Consider the following 19349-nt stretch of genomic DNA (forward strand, 5'->3'; position numbering starts at 1 on the left):
GCAGCAGCGCCAGATACGGCGCAACCAGCGCCCATTCCTCATCGGACACGTCAGAGGGATAGCCGGCACGACCTGCGCTCATGCCCAAAAACGCAAACCTCACCCATTCAGTTCATAACAGCCTCTAGACGACGCCGTGCAAACCCGAATGCGAGCGCGCTGCTGCTGATGACCGCTCTCGGGGCCGACGTAAACATTGCGGAACAGCCGGGTTGGGCCGGTCTTAGCCCGTCCGCGTTTCAGCGGGCCCTTCTTCGAAGCGGACGCGCCGCTTTCGGCCAGATTACGCCGTTCCAGATAGCTTGTATGAACGTCTGTGATGGGTGGGGAGCCGACACTGGCACCTAAGCGCCCTAACGTCAGCAAGCGGCCTATAGCAGACCGTCTGCTGAGAGGTGGCCATGGCGTCAGGCAATCAGGTCGACCCCCAGCCCAGGATCGACGCTCGTCCGAACAACGCAGCCCGGCCCGATCCGCGCACCGTCGCCGATGCGGATGGGGCCAAGTACCGACGCTCGGCTCTCCACGGTGACGCTATCGCCCAGGACTGGCAGACCAGGGCCGGCCCCGATGTCCGCTGTGGGGGCCCTAGTTAGGCCCCCAATCACGACTTGCCTGCCCAGGGCCGCGCAGCGACCGACCGCTCCCGCGATCACGACCCCATTTGGCTGTGGCATGTACAGGCCGTCCCCGATCTGGCTCGACGGCGTGATGTCAGCGCCGGTCCACCAGATGTTAGCGATCCACAGGAACCAGGCCGCTGCCCGCCATTCGCGCTCAAAGGCGTAGCGGGAGAGCCGGTACAGGCAGGACGCTTGGTAGCCGGCCCGCAGGCGCACGGAGCCGTGTCCGTGCCGCCGCCAATGCTCGTGGTCCGCCCGCAGGGCCCCGCGCACTTCCGAGAACCGGGGGCGCCGCCAGGCAGCCCCCTGCCCGCCGTCCGCTTCGCAAGCCGCCGTCACGTGCAATCTCCAAGGTCGGTCGAGCGTCCCTCTAAGGGCCGCCGGCGCATGCCCGGGGCCTGCTCAGCTCTCAGCAGAGCGAGTGACCAGCGCCATCACCCACGGGTTGAACCCCGTGTCCAGCAGCGCGCGGGGCATGCGATTGACGTAGGCGCGCGCCGCCGTGCGCGCGAAGGCCGGAACCCGCGAGAAGTCGAGAAACCCGCCGATGCTGCGGGCCTCCATCGTGTAGGGCAGCCCCTCAAGGTAGCGGTGCACGTCCGGGTAGGCCCACAGAAAGTTGTCGCCCCAGGGCCGGTGGACGGTGGCGCCGAGCCGGCGCGCGAGCCAGCGCTCCCAGGACGCCGCCTGGTTGTCGGGGCCGTGGGCCACGTCGATCGGAAAGGCACGGTTGGGGCCGCCGATCAGCATCCGCCCGCCTGGGGAAAGGACGCGGAAGATCTCCCGCAGCCACTGCTGGCGAACCGCGTGCCAGTCGGGACGGCGGTCAGCGTGACCGTTGGTCGTGCCGACGTGCTCGATGGCGCCGAAGGTGAAGGCGAAATCGATGGTGCCGTCGAGGAAGGGGAGCTCGAACGCGTCCGGATCAACCAGGTAGAACCGATCGGCACTCCGACCGGCCGACGACCAGCGGCGCGTCAGCCCGGGCAGGTCAATGCCGTAGCTCTCGTAGCCCTCCTTTTCCAGGGCCACCGCCATGCCGCCCATGCCGCAGCCAACGTCTAGGATGGTCCGAACCGGAGCCTCCCGCACGATCGGCAGGACAAAGGCCCGGGCCTTGGTCGCCTGGAAGTCGTTCTGCGCGTCGACGTAGGCTTCGTCGCAGGTCTCATCCCGCGTCCAGGCGCGCGGCAGGAGACCATGGTAGCCGTCGAGCGTCGTGATGGGTGATCTCAGCATGGCGGCGGGCTCCCTTGAACCGTGACGTACGATCGGGATCAGCGGGAGAAACCAGGGCCGATCGACATCTGGACCGCTGGACCCATGGTCGGGCAAGGCAGCAGCATGAGCGCCAGCCATTGCTATTTATGGTTGCATGAAATCAATACATGCAACCGGGAAAAGAACGTAGGTGCGGATCGCGTGATGCCATCTGCAGTTGCAGGCATCGGTCCTAACCCATCTCGGAAGTTCGGTTTTCATCTTAGATGGGTATGCCCTGCCAAGACCCCACCACGAGACGGTTCTACGCCTCATGAGGGCCAGCATTCGGGTTCCGGTACAGCCGATGGAGACAGTTTAGGCCCATTCGGGAACTTAGTGACGGTACTGAGATCCTGCGAATGTCTGCTCCCAACAGATTGCAGACCTTAGAATGCGTCTGACTTGCCGTCCGAGAAGGGTCGGCAGCGGAACGACCGCACTGGGTAGTAGGCGGCCTCCCTGCTCAGGAGGTCGGGGACGCTCTTCCGGATGACCCGTTGATCGCAGCCTCGATTGCGGCGACCGCCTCCCCTGGCGTGAGAAGGGCCGTATCCACCACGAGCCTGGGCGAGGTCCGTCCCGGCACCTACGTGCTCTCGCTGGGCCCCAGGGAGGAGGTAAGCATATCGGTGAACCTCGTAGCCCTGACGATCCTGATCTGGCTGATGCGCCGATTGCGCACTTGGTCGCCCGGGCCGCAAGCCTCCTGAGGCTGAAGGCCCATCCGATAAGGCCCACCGGGTCAAGTGGCCGGGATGGTGTCCCGTGCCTAGCCGAACTCCCTTATGGCTCTGCTTCGAGGAGGCGGAGGCACCCACGCGTACCGGTTCAATCGTGGGGAGTCGCCGTGTTTTGCAAACGGCGCATCGTATTGGGATCGATGGGAGGGTCGGCGCCGAGACGGCGGGCCTCGGCACGGTCGGACGCGGCTTGAAGCTTGTCGCCCAGAGTAGCGAGAACCCGGCTCCGATTCACGAAAGCGGTCGCGAATGTCGGACTGAGCCTGACCGCTTCACTGAGGTCCGACAAAGCTGCGCCAAGGTTGCCTGCTCGCTCGTAGATGATACCGCGCAGGTTGAACGCGCCTGCATCGTCCCCTTTCAGCTTGATGGCAACGTCCGCGGCAGCCAGGGCATCCGTTGGGTTGCCTTGGTCCAGAAGGCATGCGCTTCGACCCAGGTGAGCGCGTGGAAGACTTGGTGCGCGGGTTATGGCGGCATCGAAGTCGGCAAGGGCGAGATCAAGATCGTGCTTACGGTAGCGCGCCTCGCCGCGTTCGAGGTAGGCTTGAGCGTTGGCAGGGTCCTTGTGGAGGGCCGCGTCGAAATCGACGATGGCCGCATCGAGCTGGCCGAGCGCAAGCTTGAGCGCTCCACGATAGCGAAGCGCATTGGAATAGGAGGGGTTCAGCCGGATCGCCTCGTCCGTTTCGGAGAGTGCTTTCGTGTTGTCGCTGCCGGCGGACGCAGAGGCGCGATTAAGATGGTACATCGCGTTCGACGGCTCGGCCGCGATGGCTGCATCGAAATCCATCCGCGCCTGTTCAAGGTTGCCCTCGACACGATAGGCGTTGCCGCGAGAGTTCAGATATCGCGCGACGCCAGAGTTATAGAACAAGGCGGCATCGTAGGCAGCGATGGCCCGCCTTGGATCGCCCGCACGGGCATACAGTAGACCGCGTCCCCAATGCGCGTCCGCAAAGCGGGGATTGATCGCCAGCGCGCGTTCGTAATCCGCCGCCGCTTCGTCGTTACGCTTCTGCCTGTAGAAGGCTGCGGCGCGGTTAGCGTAGGCGACAGCGGCTTCGCCTGGTCGCAACCGTATGGCTTCGCTCGCGTCGCTGATCGCCGCGTCGAGTTGCTGCAGCTGTAGGTAAGCGGTGCTGCGGTTGGTGAACGCCGACGCATCCGCAGGACGAAGCCGGATCACGGCATCAAAATCGTCGCGTGCCCGGGAGGGGTCGTTCGCCCTTAGGTAGGCTACACCCCGGGCATGGTAGGCCACCGGATCATCAGGGGAGGAATGGATCGCCTCGTTGAGGGCCGCGATCGCCGCGGTGTAATTTCCCATAGCAAACGCGATCTGGCCGTCTCGAAGACTGGTGTCACTTGCGCTCGCACCGGCTGGAGCGCTGACCCACAGCGCACCAACGAGGAAGACGCACCTACCTAGGTTCATCGGGGTTCCCACATCAAGTTCGCAACCAAACAACAGCTGGCGACAAGCGTCCCGGTTTCAAGTTCTTGCCTCACCACCAAGTGCAAATTTGAGGAAATAATTCCATGGTCGTCTATAGACACACGTTCGCTTCCAGATTTGTAGCAGGCCCGCTATTTTGTCAGGATTGGGTCGGGAGCCGTCCGTTCACTCTATGACCGGGGCGGGTGGATTCGTGCCGGTCTGCTTCTGAGGAGGTAAAAATTGAAGGCGGACTTTCCGTCGTCAGGTAATTTGGCACGGTTTGCGGCGTTCAGTTCCAGAGGCTCTAGTCTATCTGGCGTGAGACAAGACGTTGGGCGTGTCTCAAAAAGCCATCTCGATTGTCGTTGAGGTGCCGCGACGTAGCGGCAGTCATAGTCGGATAGCTGGAGGGCTTCCGTCATGTGCGACCCGGATTTACCCGAGAACCGTCATGAGCTCCGCAAGATGGGGCGAAGGTTTCTTTCGGTAGGAGCAACGGGGACGCTCGTTAGCGGAACCTTCCTGATGCTTACCGATGATGCCTGGGCGACCAACAGCCTGTGGTGGGGCGGCCTGTTCGGTGGGATCATGATCAGCGGCTTCGGCGTCATGATGTGGCGGGATGCCGTGTTTGCTCCGCCGCTCACGCCGGAGCAGAGGCGCTATTACGAGTTTCTACGAGAATGGGGATTTTACGATCATTCGTGATGCTGACCGTGGCGGGTCCGAAATGCTGGTTGATGGGGGGCATGATTGCCTGACCATCGCCAGTGACAACGGGAGCTGCGATCTGACGCTCCTTTCGATGTCATCAGGACCATTCTTCCCCTGCAAGTTCGCGTTTGCCCAACGGATGATATCGTCCAAGGCCTCCGGGGATGAGACAACGGCGTCACGCGCCGCCATCCCGTCGGCGCCGCGTCCGCGGCTTCGGGGCAGCCAGACGATGGGCGGCTGCGAGAGCCGAGCGCAGGGTCGCCTCATCGACGGCAGAGAGATCGCATCTGGTCGCCCCCATCCGCCCCCATCCGCCGGGTACCGGGCTGAAAGCCTCTGGCACCTGCTCGCAGAAAAAATCGCGATGATCCGGGTCGAACATCAGGTTGATGTCGAGGGCGGCCTCATCCAGCGTCGCGAATGACTTGCGCGGCGTCCGGAAGGCGGTCCTGTGGAAGTGTGGGCCAGAGGTTACCGCCTCAAGCGTCGCGATGAGCGTCTTCACGTGTTCGATGTCGACGCCCATCGCTGCCCTTCTTTCAGTCAGTGACTGATCGAAGCGACCGGTTCTCCAGTCACCCGGCGCGGCGCTCGCAGAAGCGCAGCCGGTTCCCGAACGGGTCCGCCACCTCCAGCACGTCGCCCCAGGGTGCCTGCTCGATGCCCGGCTGAGCATAGCCGTAGCGCTTGTCGGTCAGTTGGCGGTGATAGGCATGGACACCCCGCATTGGCACGAACACCGTCGAGCCAGGGCTGGCATCGCCATGGTGCTCGGACAGGTGCAGCCGTAAGCCGGCGCGGGCGACCTCCATGTAGAGGGGCAGACTTGGCTCGAAACGGTGCTCGAACCCAGTCTCGAAGCCGAGGAACCCGCAGTAGAACTCGCGCGCTTTGGCCTCGTCGAAGATACGTAAGATCGGCACCGCCTCCAGGAATCGTGGCACGTTCTCCGCAGGGCGGTCGAGGGCGGCGGAAGCGGTGTTCCAGTCGTCGTGCCCGAGGCTGGCGGCGACGAGTTCGAGGGTGGTCGCGTGCGAGACGGCGAGGTCCCGGGCGGACAGCGCGGCGCGCAGCCGCTTGGCCATAGCCTTCGCCTGGTCGACGGTCGTCATGGTACTCTCCCCAAGCCGGCGTCGGTCTGTCGGTGCCCGCATTGCCGACCCGTCGCCGGTCAGGGATCCGGTGGGGGTGGTCGTCCGCGATGCATTCACCATCCCGTTCCCGGGGCGAGCGGCAGGCAGCATCGGCCCGGCGCCAGGCTACCCCGAGGTCGGTTCGAACGCCAAGACGGCCGCCCGCTCTCGGCAGACTACGACCCCGTGCTAGCGGTGATCTCCTCGAAGGACCCGCTCGCCGCGAGGCGCAGGATGCCCGCTGCGCCACCGTGTGCGTCGAGCCACCGGCTGACTTTGCAGGCGGCCCTGGCGTAGAGGCCCGCGCTCTCTGCTGTCTCTATCCAGGCCGCACGCGCGGTCGGCAGGTCGCCGCCTGGTTCCACAAGACAGCGCTCCGCGCCTGGTGCGAGGTAGCGTGGATCGTCGGACACAACCACGGCAAGCCCCTCGTCGAACCATTGCGGCACGGTGCGCGCGAGCGTTGCCCTAAGGCCGATCCGCCTATGGAGTTCGGCGTGAGCCAGTTCATGGGCCGCGATAACGGTATCGGCCCCCCGGGGTGACAGGATCAGCGCTCGGTCGAGCAGGGTGACGTCGCGCGAACCGCCGCCGAGGGGCCGGTAACAGGCCTCGGTCGCGCAGAGCAGCACGCGGGGGGACGACCGCAGGTCGCCGTAGAACTCGCGTACCCGGGCGCGCGCCGTCTCGATTGTCGCCTTGGCAGCGGCGCGACGGTCCGGGGACATGTCACCCTCGACGTAAACGCCGTCGCCCAGATCGGTGAAACCGTAGCAGGACGGGCAACCCGCGGCGGCTGCGGCTGGGTAGGTAAAATGGAGGGCCGCGGTCGCGGCGGCTCCCACGATGAGGAGCAGAGCGATGATTCTCTTCATCGGTTCCTCTCCCCCGTTGCGGGCAGCAAGGACTGCCGGAAGGCACAGAAGTCGATCCTGTCGCGGCGCCATCTCTCGCGCCAGCCTAACGACGGTCTCCGCCAGAAGGGGCTCACGGTGAAGTGATCTGGCCTGTCGCCATCGCCCGACCTGCCGGCCAGCTCATTCAACGTCGACCGGCAACGCCTCTGACGGCGAGATGCCAGTAGACCGCGCCGCCCACCGCCCCGGCGGCCGCGGCTTGCACCAGGTGATCGACCGTGACGGGCAACAGGCGCCCCAGGACGAGACCGATGGCGGCACCGCAGGCCATGTGGATGGCCGGGTGGCGCAGGCCCAACCGGACCGAGACGGCCAGGCACAAGAGGAAGCCCGGCATCGCGAAGACCGTCACGAACAACGTGGCCATGACGAAAGTGATTGCAACCGAGCCCCAGTCGGATGGGAAGACTAACTCGGCGAAGATTGGGGGTGAAGGCTCGACCAGCGCGGCGGACGCTCCCGCCAGCATCAAGACGGTTATCGCCGCCGCCACGGCGGCGAGGTAGCCGCCGAGCACCCGCACGACCGGGTCTCGGCGTTGGTCTGTCGTGGCTCGGTTCGGCGTCGTAGCCTCCCAAGGTGTGTTCTTAGGCGACGTTAGCCCGCCATGTTACCACCGGCAAAGTCTCGGGCACGGCCGCGATGATGGTTCCGTCCGCAAGGAGCCTCGCAATGAAGCAGGCATGCCTCGCTGTCCTGATGCTCTGGTCGACGGCGGCGGCGGCGGAGGTGCCGACGCTCTGCGCGGACGCCCCGAACCAGATCGAGGGGACGCTATGCGCCAAGCGCAGTTGGACGATGCCGAGGTCGGCCTCGCGAAGGCACAGGATGCCCGGCAGGCCAAGCTCGATCCGAACGGGCGGCGCAACCTCGACCCTGCGCAAAAGGCATGGCGGCGCTTCCGCGACCTCGAATGCCAGCTTGAGACCGGCTACGACGCTGAGCACCCCGATAGGAACGGCTCGATCATGCCCATGCTCATCGAGGAATGCGAGACCGCCATGACCGAGCGCCGGACCCGCGACCTGACGGACCAGTTGGCTTGCCCGGGCGGGGACATGTCATGCGAGCGGTAAGCGTCCTGCGGCACTCGGCGACCTACCTCGGGGCATCCGCGGCATTCGCTATCGTGGCGCCGGCTGCCTAAGCGGCAAGCTTTGACTGCGCCAAGGCGTCGACTGGAATGGAGCGCCTCGTCTGCGGGGATGCCGCCCTCGGTGCCCGGGACGAGATCATGGCGAGGCTTTACGCGGCCGCCCTGAAGGCCGGCAAGCGCGATGGGGTCGAGGCGCGGCAGCGAAAGTGGCTGAGGACCGCTCAGATCTGCAACGCCTCAGTCTGCCTGGCCGAGGCCTACGACAGGCGGAACGCCGAACTACAACGGTCCGAGGGAGGGACCATCGTCGGCACGGACTTCTTCAGCGAGGAGCCCAAGGGCAACCACGCGACCCTCAACGTCGTGGGGCCGGTCCACGGCTTCGCCAGCGTGTCCCTTTCTTCGACGTACATCGGGGCCGGCGGCGAGGAGGCGGGCGATGTGTTCGCCATCGGGACTGACGCCTTGTTGGACCTCCGGGAAGGGCACGCCACCTACTCCGATGGCCCCTGCAGGCTGGCCTTTGCGCCGCTGAATGCGGACCGTTGGGAGGTCACCCAATCCGGCACCTGCGAACTGCCCGGCGGCACGGTATTCGCCGGCGTCTACCGTCGCCTGCCTTGACAGGACAGCGACCGGCCGCCGGTCGCCATTGCGCTCGCGACCCCTGACAAAATCATCGGCTGACAGGCGGTCGATGATGGAAGACGCACCAGCGCGGACGCTCATCAAGGCGGGGCGGGTTCGCTGAGCGTCCGTCCGCCTGCGCCCGGCACGTCCGCTTATGAAAAGAGCTCTGAACTCGTTCTACATCTGGCTCAGGTCGCAAGGAGATCGTCTGCTTTTGCGCCGGACCGCCTCAGAAGCGGACATGCGGCTTTCGGCCAGACTACGCCATGCCGGATCGCCGACCCGCGCCAAAGCGGTCGTTCGGCTCTGCGCCCAAATCGGTCATTCGAAACACCATCGGCGATCCCCTGAAGCGGACGTCAGGAACTCTCATCCTAGTAGCTACCCGCGTCCAACGCCGCACAGCTGAGATCAAACAGGTCAACGGCTTTCACTCGATGCGCACAATGTCCGTTCAGGTTCGGTCCGGGATATCCAGATCGAGCAGTGCTGAGCCCAGCCCCTTACCGTGTGCATCTAGCGCCAACGAGCGCGTCACGCCGCCGCCCAGGGCGCCCTTCAACACGAAATTCAGCGCCCCGATCTTGGGTAGCGCGTAGCGGATGACCTCGCCGATCACGATCTCGCAGAAGTGCTCCTTCACCCGCTCGGGCGTGACATGCGCCTCGAGATGCCCGTAATCCGCCATGTCGTAGGCGATCAGCGCGATGTTCGACGTATTGCCCTTGTCTCCGGTGCGGGAGTGGGCGAGCGCGCGCAGCTTCATTCTTGAGTCTCCCGGCTCTCAGGCTTCAACGAACTGCACGCGCGGCCGGGCGAGCGTCGCCGGGACAAGGACCGACTGCACCGCCACCACCTCGCGTGCCGACTTCCAGGCGCCGCCGCCGCCGGCCGGCCCGTTGGTGTAGAGCGTCTCGACCTCGTTGCCGATACGCACCGCCTCGGCGAGGGTCTCGGTGCGACCGGCGACGCGGAGCCGGACCTCGTATGGCTCCCGCCCGCCCGACAGCGCCTCCCCGTGCAGGCTATCGACGCCGATCAGGTCGCAGCGCAACTCGCTCACCACCACGCCAGTGAGCGCAAGGCGCTCACGCACCACCTCAAGGGCGAGCCGACCTCGGGCCAGGGCGCCGGTTCCGGCGTAGGAGATCTGCCCCTCGCCGATGTAGGAGTCGACGTACCCGACTGAGACCTTCAGGAACCCAGTCGCCGGCGAGCCCGTCGCACCTGTCGCCCGCACGCGATTCGGGCCGATCTGTTCCATCTCGACCTCGGAGAAATCGCCGACCACATCAGGCTGGAGATAGCGGGCCGGGTCGTGCACCTCGTAGAGCATCTGTTCCTTGCAGGTGGCGAGGCTGATCCGGCCACCTGATCCGTCGACCTTCGTGATCTCGACTGTCCCATCCTCCGCCACGATACCGATGGGAAAGCCGAGGCGCGCCAGACCTGGGACGTCCTTGCAGCCGGGATCGGCGAAGTAGCCGCCGGTAATCTGGCCGGCGCATTCGAGCAGATGGCCGACGAGGGTGCCGCGGCCCAGGCGCTTCCAATCGTCCATCGCCCAGCCGAACTCGTGAACCAGGGGAGCGAGGAACAGGGCCGGATCGCCGACGCGGCCGGTGACGACCACGTCGGCCCCGTCCGCGAGGGCTGCGACGATCGGGGCCGCGCCGAGATAGGCGTTGGCCGAGACGATGCGGTTGCCGAGGCTGGCCGCTGGCGCGCAGCTCTCCTCCAGTGTGAAGTCGCCGGCTCGCACCGCGTCGAGCAGGTCGTCGCCCGTGACGGCGGCGATCCTCAGCCCGGTAAGACCGAGGTTCCGCGCCAGTGTCTGGGTCTTCTGCGCGGCGGCGATCGGGTTGGCCGCGCCCATGTTGGTCACGATGCGGATGCCGCGGGCCCGGCACGGCGCGAGCACCGCCCGCATGCGAGCCTCCAGCAGCGGGTCGTAACCGCCCTCCGGGTCTTGCAGCTTGGCCTGCTGAGCCAACGCGATTGTGCGCTCGGCCAAGCACTCGAACACGAGATAATCGATCTCGCCCCTTTCTGCGAGTTCGACTGCGGGCTCGATACGGTCGCCGGCGTAGCCCGCGCCGGCGCCCAAGCGGACGGTTCTCATGGACGGATCTCCGCTGTCAGAGGGGGAAGACGCCGAGGACGACGCAGGCGAAGGTCATCACCACCGAGGCCGCGAGCAGGAACGGGAAGGTGAACTTCTGGTGGTCGGCGAGATCAATCCCGGTCAGGCCGCAGACCAGGAAGGTCGCCGGCGTCAGCGGGCTCACAGGAAAGCCCGTGGTCATCTGACCTAACAGCGCGCCCTGCGCGACCTGTACCGGCGGCACGCCGAGCTGGTGGGCGACCTCGGATACGACGGGCAGGACGCCAAAGTAGAACGAGTCCGGGTCGAACAGCATCGACAGCGGCATCGACACCAGGCCCAGCGCGAAGGGGATGTGGCCGCCCATTTCCGGCGGCACGAAGGTCACGGCGGTCTGGGCCATCGCCTTGAGCATGCCGGTGCCCTGCATGATCCCGGTGAACACGCCGGCGGCCAGGAGAATCGAGGCCATTAGGATCGCGGCTTTGGCATGCGCGTCGATGCGCTGACGCTGGGCGTCAACCTGCGGATAGTTGATGATCAGCGCCAGCGCCGTGCCGAGCATGAACATCAGGGCCGGTGGCACCTTCTCGGCCATGAACACCATCGTCCCGAGAATGGCGACGGTGAGTAAGATGTTGATCCAGAACCGGCCCGGACGGCGCAAGGCTCGCTCTGCATCGCTCAGCGTGCGGGCAATCGTAGCCGAGCCGGGGGCGATCCCCGCGGCGGCGGTACCGGGAGCAAGCGCGAGACGACGCTCCTCCCGCAGGCCGAGCCAGTACGAGACGGCGAAGATAAAAACCAAGCCGACCAGTTGCACCGGCACCAACGGCGAGAAGATTTCCGGGACCGGCAGCTTAAGCGCAGCCGAGGCGCGGATCATCGGCCCGGTCCAGGGCAGGAAATTGACTCCCGCCGCCATCGACGCGGCGCATGCCAGGATCCGCCGGTCGATCCCGACCCGGTCGTAGAGCGGCAGCATTGCGGGAATGGTGATCAGGAAGGTCACCGCGCCCGAGCCATCGAGATGAATGAGCAGGGCAAGCAGGGTGGTCCCCGGCACGATCCGGGTCGGGCGCGTCCCGACAGCAGCGAGGATCCGATCGACGATCGGATCGAGCATTCCTGCGTCGCTGACGATGCCGAAGAACAGGATCGCGAACACGAACATGCCGACGACACCGGCGAGGTTCTGCAATCCGGTCAGGACGAACTTGCCGGTGTCGAGCCCGAACCCGCCGATCAGCGCGGCCGCCACCGGTATGACGATCAGGGCCACAAGCGGGGACATGCGCTTGGTCAGGATCACGGCGAGCAGCAGCGCAATCGTGCACAAGCCGAGCAAGGCCAGCATCTGTTCCTCCCGATGGACTGCAGCGCTGTTTGAGTCCGCGCTTCTGCCCGACCAGAAAACGGTGAGGTACTGCATGATGCAATTGAAAAGATCGGATGGCAGGGATAGCCGGAGATTATGGATCTCAATCTGCGACAGGTGCGGGCCTTTGTGTCCGTCGTCCAAGCCGGAAGCTTCACCCGCGCCGCCGCCCTGCTGAACCTGTCCCAGCCTGCGCTCACGGTGCAGGTTCAGCGCCTTGAGGAGATGCTCGACGCACGTCTCCTCGACCGTACCAGCCGCACGGTCGCGCCGACGCGCCTTGGCCGCGAGTTGCTGCCGGTGTTTCTTCGGGTCCTGCGGGACCTCGACGCGGTAGTGATCGACACCCGCGATCTTGCAGTTCAACGCCACGGGATTGTGCGCGTCGCAACGCTGCCATCCTTCGCGGCGAGTTCGCTATCGGAGGCGATCGCTCTCTTTCGTGCCGCGCATCCGCGCATGAAGTTCGTGATCAAAGACGTGATCGCGCAACGGGTGCTCGACCTCGTACGAAGCGAGGTAGTCGATCTGGGTATCGTCGGCGGCGATATCTGCGATCCGGAGATCAGTGTGCTGCATCGGACCAATGATATTTTGCACGTGGTCTATCCCCGCGACAATCCGATCAGCGTGTTGCCGAACGTCACCGTCGAAACTCTGGCCGCGTATCCTCTGATATTGATGGATCCTGCCACGAGCGTGCGGACCGTAGTCGATTTGGCATTTACCGCAGCTGGTCGGCTCCCCATCGTGGCCTGCGAGGCGACTTACATGATGACCGCAGTCGGCATGGTTCGGGCCGGCCTCGGCCTGACGATCCTACCTGGCTCGGCGCGTGAGATACGGGCTGAGCCCGAACTTCATTCGCGTCCGATCGATGATCCGCACTTCAAGCGTCCGGTCTGCCTGATCAAGAAAGCAGGCCGGACGATACCCACAGCTGCCGAGGCGTTTTGCATGCTGTTGTCAGGACTGATCGTACACCCGGTGGGTTAGTCGGGCTGAACCATGCCAGGTTTCCCGGAGGCTCCCACGCTTGAGAGGATGGAGCGATGACGAAGTGACCCCCACCATATTCCCCCGAGATCCGCGCCCGAGCGGTGCTGATGGTACTGGACCCACCAAGGCGATCGCGGCATCGCAGCGACTAAGGCTGCGCTGGCCGGGACGGCGTATGTCTAGGCAGGAAGGAGATGCAGCCTTTACGCCTTCGACCTAGATGGCAGCGGCCGGATCAGCGTGGTGATCAAGCGGCATTCCGACTGCGGCGTGTTTTGCCTCACGGTGGTGATCGACGGTAAGGACTTCGCGTCAATCCCGCGAGGGCGGTCTGAGCCTGACCTTGGTCGAGAAGTTCGCACAGTGTCTCGGTGGCCGGGTCTAACGTGGCTCGCCGGAGCGCGGAACACGGTCGGCCACATGTTTTCCGATGCCGCTTCGAAGTCGATCGCGTTGCCCGATGCCTCGCGACCTACCGGTCGGACGGCCGGAGAGCCAGCACGTCGGCCAGGGTCACCGGTCGGTTGATTTAGCTGCATAGATGCACGAGCGTCGACTGCCGGAAGCGGAGATCGGCCGTGACTTCCTCCTCGATCCAATCGGGCTTGATGAACGTCTGAGCCTCATGCGTGGGTTCGACTTCGGCCGGCGTGATGCCCGCGAGCGCGCCCCGGAAGACGTCCACCTCCCCACTCAGACCGGCGTATGGAACGCAATACCGGGTCTTCTCGATCAGGCACCTGACGCAGACATCTTGCAGCATCGCCTCGGCGTCGGTGGGCGGGATCTCGTACTCGAACTCCGGTCTGGTGATGCCCCCGTGGACGCGGCTACCTTTTACCGTCAGCCAGGCACGGTCCGTATCAAGCGGTACGCGAACCTTGCCGCGCGCGAACTGGCCGACCAGTCCATCTTGAGGTTACGGGCGCCCTATGCTGCGTCCCGCCACCGTTCGTTCGCCATCAGAAACTTCCGCTCGATCTTGAACCGCATGCCGCTCCCGGACCTGAGTGAAGCGCACGGTTAGTCCGTCAGGTCTAGCGACAGCCAACCAAGGCGTTCGGACCGGGCGCATCGGGTTCATCATGATGTCCGAATAATCGCCAAGCCGCAGATCTGGCTCATCGGAGAAATTCGCGCAGAGGAAGTCATGAATCGTCTCACGTGGGATAATATCTGCCGTCCCTCCGCTGTCTCCGCGACGGCACTCGTAGCTATTCTGTTGGATGTAATGCTGACCGCATAGCGCGATGGAATGTCCGACACCCTTGGACTCACTTCGCTCCCTGCTTGTCGTCCCGAATGCCAACGCCCTTTCACCTGTCCCGCATTACGCTGCGTATCGCGATATTTGATGTCGAAGAACAGAACGGCATTCAAGAACCTGGACATCAAGGGGCGGAAAATTAGGTTCCGATTGTATTCCGCCCGAATGGAAGGTCATAGGCCGGAATTCGGCACGCGGGATAAGCACGATACCTCTAGACCGTCACCTCATCGTCACGGAGGCACTTTAATCCCCGATCAGCGAAATAAATTCTCAAGGTGCCCATGCCCGACGCAATCCTGGCACCGACCGGCACAGTTGGGCCTGTGATGGCCGGTAAACCCAAGCTCGATCACGGCATTCATCCCGGAGGCATCATTGCCTTCCTGCTCGTGCTCGTCGCAGGGCTCGGCTACGCGGTGTTCAGTCTGATCGCCGACATGAACGCCGTCCACCAGGAGCCCCTAGCACTGGGCGCCTTCGCTCTCCTGGGGCTCGCGCTGCTGATCGCGCTCGCCTTCGAGTTCGTGAACGGGTTCCACGACACTGCCAACGCCGTGGCCACGGTGATCTACACCCACTCGATGCCGCCGCTGGTGGCAGTGATCTGGTCCGGGACCTTCAACTTCCTCGGCGTGCTGCTGTCCTCGGGCGCCGTCGCCTACGCCATCGTCACCCTGCTGCCGGTGGAGCTGATCCTCCAGGTCGGCTCGGGCGCTGGCTACGCAATGATCTTCTCCCTGCTCATTGCGGCCATCCTCTGGAACCTCGGGACCTGGGCCCTCGGCCTACCGAACTCCTCGTCGCACGCGCTGATTGGCTCGGTGCTGGGCGTCGGCCTTGCCAACCAGCTGATGGGTGGCCAGGACGGTACATCTGGGGTCGACTGGACGCAGGCGCTCGGCGTGTTCAAGGCACTCGCCTTCAGCCCGATCTGCGGCTTCGTGGCTGCCGCCTTACTGCTTCTCGCCCTCAAGTTCACCGTGCGCCGCAAGGACCTGTACGAGGCCCCCAAGGGCGACGCCCCGCCCCCGCTGTGGATCCGCGGCCTCCTAATCCTGACCTGCACCCTGGTGTCGTTCTTCCACGGCGGCAACGACGGCCAGAAGGGCATGGGCCTGATCATGTTGATCCTGATCGGCGCGGCGCCCACCGCCTACGCCCTGAACCGGACCATGAACGCCGATGCGACTCCGGCCTTCGTCCAGACCTCGGATGCCGCCAGCAAGGTGTTCTCGACCTATTCCGGTGGCGGGGTACGGCCCGACGCCGCCCAGGCCCGCAAGACGGTCGCCGACGCGCTGAAGGCGAAGGAGCTCAACAAGCCGGAGGTGTTCGGTGCTCTGTCCGCGCTCTCGACCGACATCGCGGCGTCGGTGAAGGGCTACGGCTCGCTCCAGCAAGTTCCGGCGGGAGCGACCTCGAACGTGCGTAACGACATGTACCTCGCTTCCGACGCGATCCGCCTGCTGCCGAAGAGCGGCGCGACGCTGTCCGAGGCCGAGGCCAAGACGCTGAAGGGCTACACCGAGCTCCTCAACGAAGGCACGCGCTACATCCCGAGCTGGGTGAAGGTCTGCGTCGCACTGGCGCTCGGCCTCGGCACCATGGTCGGCTGGAAGCGGATCGTCGTCACGGTCGGCGAGAAGATCGGCAAGACCCACCTCACCTACGCCCAGGGCGCCTCGGCCGAGATCGTGGCCGCGGGCACCATCGGCCTCGCAGAGCTCTATGGCCTGCCGGTCTCGACCACCCACATCCTGTCGTCGGGCGTCGCAGGAACGATGGCGGCCAACGGCTCGGGCCTGCAGATGTCCACGGTGCGCAACATGGCGCTGGCCTGGATCATGACGCTGCCGGCCGCGATCCTCATCGCCGGGACGCTGTTCTTCATCCTGCGCCACGTGTTCTGAGACGGATGGAGGCCGGCACCGCGACAACCGCTCGTCGCCTGTGCGACGAGCCGGCGCTTCCGGGGCTGCTATGGGCGATGCGCTTCGATGAGAGTGGCTGCGGTCACCTCGTCGAGCACGGTGAGGCGCTGCCTGCCCCAGGGAACTTCGGCGAGGCATTCACCTGGCTGCACTTCAACCTGAACGACGCGCGATTGCCGGCCGTGATCGACGAAGGACGCCTCGGCCCGCCCCGTCTCGCAGCCGCGGCCTTCGCTAGCGATCCGCACCAGCGCCTCATCGTCGAGGCAGGCCATATCGGCGGCGTCGTGGCCGATCTCGTACGGGAGGCCGGTGAAGGCCCCAGGATCGACGCCGGCGGGCGCTTACATTTCGTCATGGGGCCGCGCCTGCTCGCGAGCGGCCGGCGACATCCCGTCCTCGGACCGGACCTCGCCCGTGACGCCGCTGTTGACGGTCGCGGCATCCTGGCGCCGATCCAACTGCTCGACGTCATCGTCGGGCAGGTCGTGACCTCGATGGCCGATACCGGCGCTCGCCTGGCCGATGAGCTCGACGAGATCGAGGACCACATCCTCGACGAGCGCGTTCGCGGCGAGCGTCGACGCCTCGGCCCGATCCGTCGGGACGCGGTCCGGCTGCACCGGCAGTTGCTGGGACTGCGCGCGGTGTTCCATCGCCTGGAGACCGCTTCGGCCGACGAAGAGGTCCCGGATGCGGCCATCGCCGCGGCCACCCGGATCGCGCAGCGGCTCGACGCGCTTGATCGCGACATGGTCCTGCTCGCGGACCGCAGCCGTCTGATGCAGGAGGAGCTGTCCTCCTATCTCGCGCAGGCCTCGAACCGGCAGCTTTACATGCTGTCGGTGCTCACCGCGCTGTTCCTGCCGCCGACGCTCGTGACCGGGCTATTCGGCATGAACACCAAGAGCCTGCCGCTCGCGGACAACGAGGCCGGCTCCACCGTGGCCATCGCCATCGCCTGCCTCTCGGCGGTCGTCGCCTACGCGCTGATCCGCGTCCTGGGCATCCGGCCGCCGCGGGATTGAGCAAGGAAGCGCGTGCGGCTCAGTAGCGGGTGATGGCGCGAAGGCCGAACACCAAGGCGTTGCGCACCCGGCTGCCGTCGGGATCGCGGGGGTTTGAGATTCCGCCCCCCGGATGGACGACGTACTGCACGGTCGGCTGCAAGGCGATGCCGGGAGCGAGCACGGCCTGATAGGTTGCCTCCAGCAACAGCTCGGCGCTGCGGCGTGGGGCGGGCGTCGCGCTCTGCAGGGCGGCAATCGCGTCGAGCCGCCGCGCCACGCGGGAGATGTGCGTAACGCCAATGCCGAACCCGAGGGTGTCGTCCGAGCGACCGGGGAAAAGGCCGCGATAGGCAATGCCACCGTCGAGGTAGAAATCCACGAGGTTGCGGTCGCCGGGGGACGCCGAGGCCCGCAGGAACACGCTGGCGCCGTCGTTGGGATCGTTCGGCTCCTGGTAGATCGTCTGGTCGATTACCCCGTAGATTCCAGAATCTTCCGAAACCCTTCGGCCGAGTCCGCTCACGGGGTCGGGCATGAGGGCATCGACGCGGCCGAACCGGTGCCAGCCCCCGAACGTCACGGTGCCGGGCAGGCCGGTGTCGCCGGGGCGGGCATTGTAGGCGTATGAAACTTCGGCGATTACGAGCGGCGGATCGGAGACCGGAAAGCGGGTGCCGTTCGGGTTGCGGCGCTGCGGGTCGATCCCGGAGCGCGGGTTGCCTCCGCCGGGCGTGCCGTCGATCAAGCTCGCCTGGAACGAGAGCTCCCGGGTCGGTACGTACTTCAGGCGGACGGTTGGCGCCGAGAGCGGGTAGGCCGGCCCTCCGTCGGTCATGTTCGCGGCGAATATCGCCGGCCAGCCGAAGGTGCCGTTGGTGAACAGGATGCTGGTCTGGCTCACCATGTACTCGGTGTCAGCGGAGAGCTGGCCGACGCGGAGGAACAGCCGGTCGTCGAACAGGCTTTGCTCCAGCCAAAGTTCGGACAGGCGCGAGGCGGGCAGGGCCTCGATCTCGCTGATGGTCATGAGGTTGCCGACGCGCGAGCGAGAGGTGCCGCTTCCCTGGATCTGGTAAACCGTGGCGTGGGCCGTGGTCCCTTTCCATCCGGCCAGGGTGTCGAGATCCACGTCGACGTCGAGATCGAGCAGCGTCAGGCCTGTAGAGCCGCGTCGCAGTCCGCCACGAACATCGCGGTAGGTCTCCGCCACCGTGATCAGTCCGAAGGTGATCCCGTGGCGTTCCAGGAAGGAGCGGTATCCTCCCGGGTCGCCTGCAGCCCCGAGTAGGGGCTGGAACGAGGTCGTCACCTCCGCCGCACGACCGGCCGAGAAGACGGGCTGGGCCACCGAAGTCTGCGGATCACCTCCCGCGCCGGAGGGCGAGCCGATGGCTATGCCTTCGGCCGCAAGCCGTGCAGCCGTGGCTCGTGCCTCAACTCCCTCAGTTTGGGCCGCGCCTAGGTTTGGCGGCAGCCAGAGGGCAAGCGCAACGACGGCAATGATGTTGGTGCGGCGGGAGGAACGCACCTCGATCTCCGATCCGGTTGGAAGCCAGAGCATCTACACAGCTCATCACCGTTCGACGACACGGAGGTCGCTGGAATCATTTACGGCTTTCCGTCGGCATTTATGAGCGTTCAAGCCTTCGTAACGGCTCATGACTAGGAGACCCGCCTCGCCGAACCGGTGGTGTCAACCAGCCCCTACCATGCCGAAGCACCTCTGGATCGATCCGCACAACCCCTACGACCAGCATGAGGTGATGGCGGGGTTCGAGCTGCATGGACTGGTTCCCGCCACGTCGCAGTCATAGACGAACGCGACGACGACCTCCTGGCCGAGCAAAATAGGCGCGCCAAGCCGTAGGGTCTGGACTCGATCAGCACCAGAACGCGATGACGGCGGCGAGAGCGAGGGCTGAGGCGTAGTTACGGGCGAGCTTGTCGTATCGTGTGGCGATGCGGGGGAAGATCTGCCGGTCGTCCTTGCGCGCCGGTCCGGGTTGATCCTTCGGCATGAACGGTTCGATCACCGCCCACTGCGCATCCGAGAGCCAGAACAGCTCCGCCATCGCCGCCTCCGTGCTGCACGCGGCG

At 65.4% G+C, this 19349-nt stretch carries 18 protein-coding genes and 3 pseudogenes; 7 read left to right on the forward strand and 14 right to left on the reverse strand.

Annotated features, from left to right (window positions below; all coding sequences use genetic code 11):
• From FV233_RS21910 to FV233_RS21920, 3 genes and pseudogenes are all read right to left on the reverse strand, one after another.
• Positions 1 to 82 (reverse strand): annotated as a pseudogene (locus FV233_RS21910) (IS5/IS1182 family transposase); the annotation flags it as partial.
• Positions 83 to 407: 325 nt separating this feature from the next.
• Positions 408 to 839 carry a hypothetical protein gene (locus tag FV233_RS21915; RefSeq protein ID WP_238262711.1) on the reverse strand — a complete coding sequence of 144 codons (432 nt, stop codon included), beginning with the start codon at positions 837 to 839 and terminating at the stop codon, positions 408 to 410.
• Positions 840 to 1025: 186 nt separating this feature from the next.
• Positions 1026 to 1862 (reverse strand): class I SAM-dependent methyltransferase, encoded by an 837-nt coding sequence (locus FV233_RS21920; RefSeq protein ID WP_187277904.1) that lies wholly within the window; start codon positions 1860 to 1862, stop codon positions 1026 to 1028.
• A gap of 560 nt (positions 1863 to 2422) precedes the next feature.
• On the opposite strand from FV233_RS21920, the gene FV233_RS30550 reads away from it, so the two are divergent.
• Positions 2423 to 2596 (forward strand): hypothetical protein, encoded by a 174-nt coding sequence (locus tag FV233_RS30550; protein ID WP_187277905.1) that lies wholly within the window; start codon positions 2423 to 2425, stop codon positions 2594 to 2596.
• 118 nt (positions 2597 to 2714) lie between these two features.
• Here FV233_RS30550 and FV233_RS21930 read toward each other — a convergent pair whose 3' ends face one another.
• Positions 2715 to 4064, reverse strand: coding sequence for a tetratricopeptide repeat protein (locus tag FV233_RS21930; RefSeq protein WP_147853249.1), 1350 nt, complete (start codon positions 4062 to 4064; stop codon positions 2715 to 2717).
• Positions 4065 to 4487: 423 nt separating this feature from the next.
• On the opposite strand from FV233_RS21930, the gene FV233_RS21935 reads away from it, so the two are divergent.
• Positions 4488 to 4775, forward strand: coding sequence for a hypothetical protein (locus FV233_RS21935; protein WP_147853248.1), 288 nt, complete (start codon positions 4488 to 4490; stop codon positions 4773 to 4775).
• A 184-nt stretch (positions 4776 to 4959) separates the two neighbouring features.
• Here FV233_RS21935 and FV233_RS21940 read toward each other — a convergent pair whose 3' ends face one another.
• The 4 genes from FV233_RS21940 to FV233_RS21955 form a co-directional block, all read right to left on the reverse strand.
• Entirely contained in the window at positions 4960 to 5310 is a 351-nt protein-coding gene (locus FV233_RS21940; protein WP_147853247.1) for an MmcQ/YjbR family DNA-binding protein, read from the reverse strand.
• A 49-nt stretch (positions 5311 to 5359) separates the two neighbouring features.
• Positions 5360 to 5896 carry a glyoxalase superfamily protein gene (locus FV233_RS21945; RefSeq protein ID WP_147853246.1) on the reverse strand — a complete coding sequence of 179 codons (537 nt, stop codon included), beginning with the start codon at positions 5894 to 5896 and terminating at the stop codon, positions 5360 to 5362.
• A gap of 197 nt (positions 5897 to 6093) precedes the next feature.
• Positions 6094 to 6792 (reverse strand): hypothetical protein, encoded by a 699-nt coding sequence (locus FV233_RS21950; RefSeq protein WP_147898771.1) that lies wholly within the window; start codon positions 6790 to 6792, stop codon positions 6094 to 6096.
• 166 nt (positions 6793 to 6958) lie between these two features.
• Complete coding sequence (locus tag FV233_RS21955) at positions 6959 to 7357, reverse strand: hypothetical protein (RefSeq protein ID WP_147898772.1); 399 nt, start codon at positions 7355 to 7357, stop codon at positions 6959 to 6961.
• A 268-nt stretch (positions 7358 to 7625) separates the two neighbouring features.
• Here FV233_RS21955 and FV233_RS21960 point away from each other — a divergent pair, with 268 nt between their 5' ends.
• Both FV233_RS21960 and FV233_RS21965 read left to right on the forward strand, forming a co-directional pair.
• A complete protein-coding gene (locus FV233_RS21960) occupies positions 7626 to 7910 on the forward strand; it encodes a lysozyme inhibitor LprI family protein (RefSeq protein WP_187278195.1) in 285 nt (94 codons plus the stop codon).
• A gap of 107 nt (positions 7911 to 8017) precedes the next feature.
• On the forward strand, positions 8018 to 8554 hold the full coding sequence (locus FV233_RS21965; RefSeq protein ID WP_147853242.1) for a hypothetical protein: 537 nt from the start codon (positions 8018 to 8020) through the stop codon (positions 8552 to 8554).
• A 460-nt stretch (positions 8555 to 9014) separates the two neighbouring features.
• On the opposite strand, the gene FV233_RS21970 is transcribed toward FV233_RS21965, so the two are convergent.
• Genes FV233_RS21970 through FV233_RS21980 form a run of 3 tightly spaced genes read right to left on the reverse strand, consistent with a single transcriptional unit; the run spans position 9015 to position 12021 of the window.
• On the reverse strand, positions 9015 to 9326 hold the full coding sequence (locus FV233_RS21970; protein ID WP_147853226.1) for a hypothetical protein: 312 nt from the start codon (positions 9324 to 9326) through the stop codon (positions 9015 to 9017).
• A gap of 18 nt (positions 9327 to 9344) precedes the next feature.
• The gene (locus FV233_RS21975) at positions 9345 to 10682 is read right to left on the reverse strand and encodes an acyclic terpene utilization AtuA family protein (RefSeq protein ID WP_147853225.1); all 1338 of its coding nucleotides are present in this window, start codon (positions 10680 to 10682) and stop codon (positions 9345 to 9347) included.
• Between the two features lie 16 nt (positions 10683 to 10698).
• Positions 10699 to 12021, reverse strand: coding sequence for a citrate:proton symporter (locus FV233_RS21980; RefSeq protein WP_147853251.1), 1323 nt, complete (start codon positions 12019 to 12021; stop codon positions 10699 to 10701).
• Positions 12022 to 12138: 117 nt separating this feature from the next.
• Between FV233_RS21980 and FV233_RS21985 the strand changes: the two genes are divergently transcribed.
• The gene (locus tag FV233_RS21985) at positions 12139 to 13038 is read left to right on the forward strand and encodes a LysR family transcriptional regulator (RefSeq protein ID WP_147853224.1); all 900 of its coding nucleotides are present in this window, start codon (positions 12139 to 12141) and stop codon (positions 13036 to 13038) included.
• A 532-nt stretch (positions 13039 to 13570) separates the two neighbouring features.
• Here the strand turns inward: FV233_RS21985 and FV233_RS31285 are convergent.
• A pseudogene (locus FV233_RS31285) lies at positions 13571 to 14034 on the reverse strand (CYTH domain-containing protein).
• A 603-nt stretch (positions 14035 to 14637) separates the two neighbouring features.
• Here FV233_RS31285 and FV233_RS21995 point away from each other — a divergent pair.
• On the forward strand, positions 14638 to 16221 hold the full coding sequence (locus tag FV233_RS21995) for an inorganic phosphate transporter (RefSeq protein WP_238263086.1): 1584 nt from the start codon (positions 14638 to 14640) through the stop codon (positions 16219 to 16221).
• A 5-nt stretch (positions 16222 to 16226) separates the two neighbouring features.
• A complete protein-coding gene (locus FV233_RS22000; protein WP_238263083.1) occupies positions 16227 to 17270 on the forward strand; it encodes a transporter in 1044 nt (347 codons plus the stop codon).
• 19 nt (positions 17271 to 17289) lie between these two features.
• Here FV233_RS22000 and FV233_RS22005 read toward each other — a convergent pair whose 3' ends face one another.
• Together FV233_RS22005 and FV233_RS30565 are read right to left on the reverse strand one after the other, a co-directional pair.
• Positions 17290 to 18813 carry a carbohydrate porin gene (locus FV233_RS22005; RefSeq protein WP_147853222.1) on the reverse strand — a complete coding sequence of 508 codons (1524 nt, stop codon included), beginning with the start codon at positions 18811 to 18813 and terminating at the stop codon, positions 17290 to 17292.
• A gap of 409 nt (positions 18814 to 19222) precedes the next feature.
• Positions 19223 to 19324 (reverse strand): annotated as a pseudogene (locus FV233_RS30565) (IS5/IS1182 family transposase); the annotation flags it as partial.
• Positions 19325 to 19349: the final 25 nt, after the last annotated feature.

The sequence above is a fragment of the Methylobacterium sp. WL7 genome, assembly GCF_008040085.1.
GTDB lineage: Bacteria > Pseudomonadota > Alphaproteobacteria > Rhizobiales > Beijerinckiaceae > Methylobacterium > Methylobacterium mesophilicum.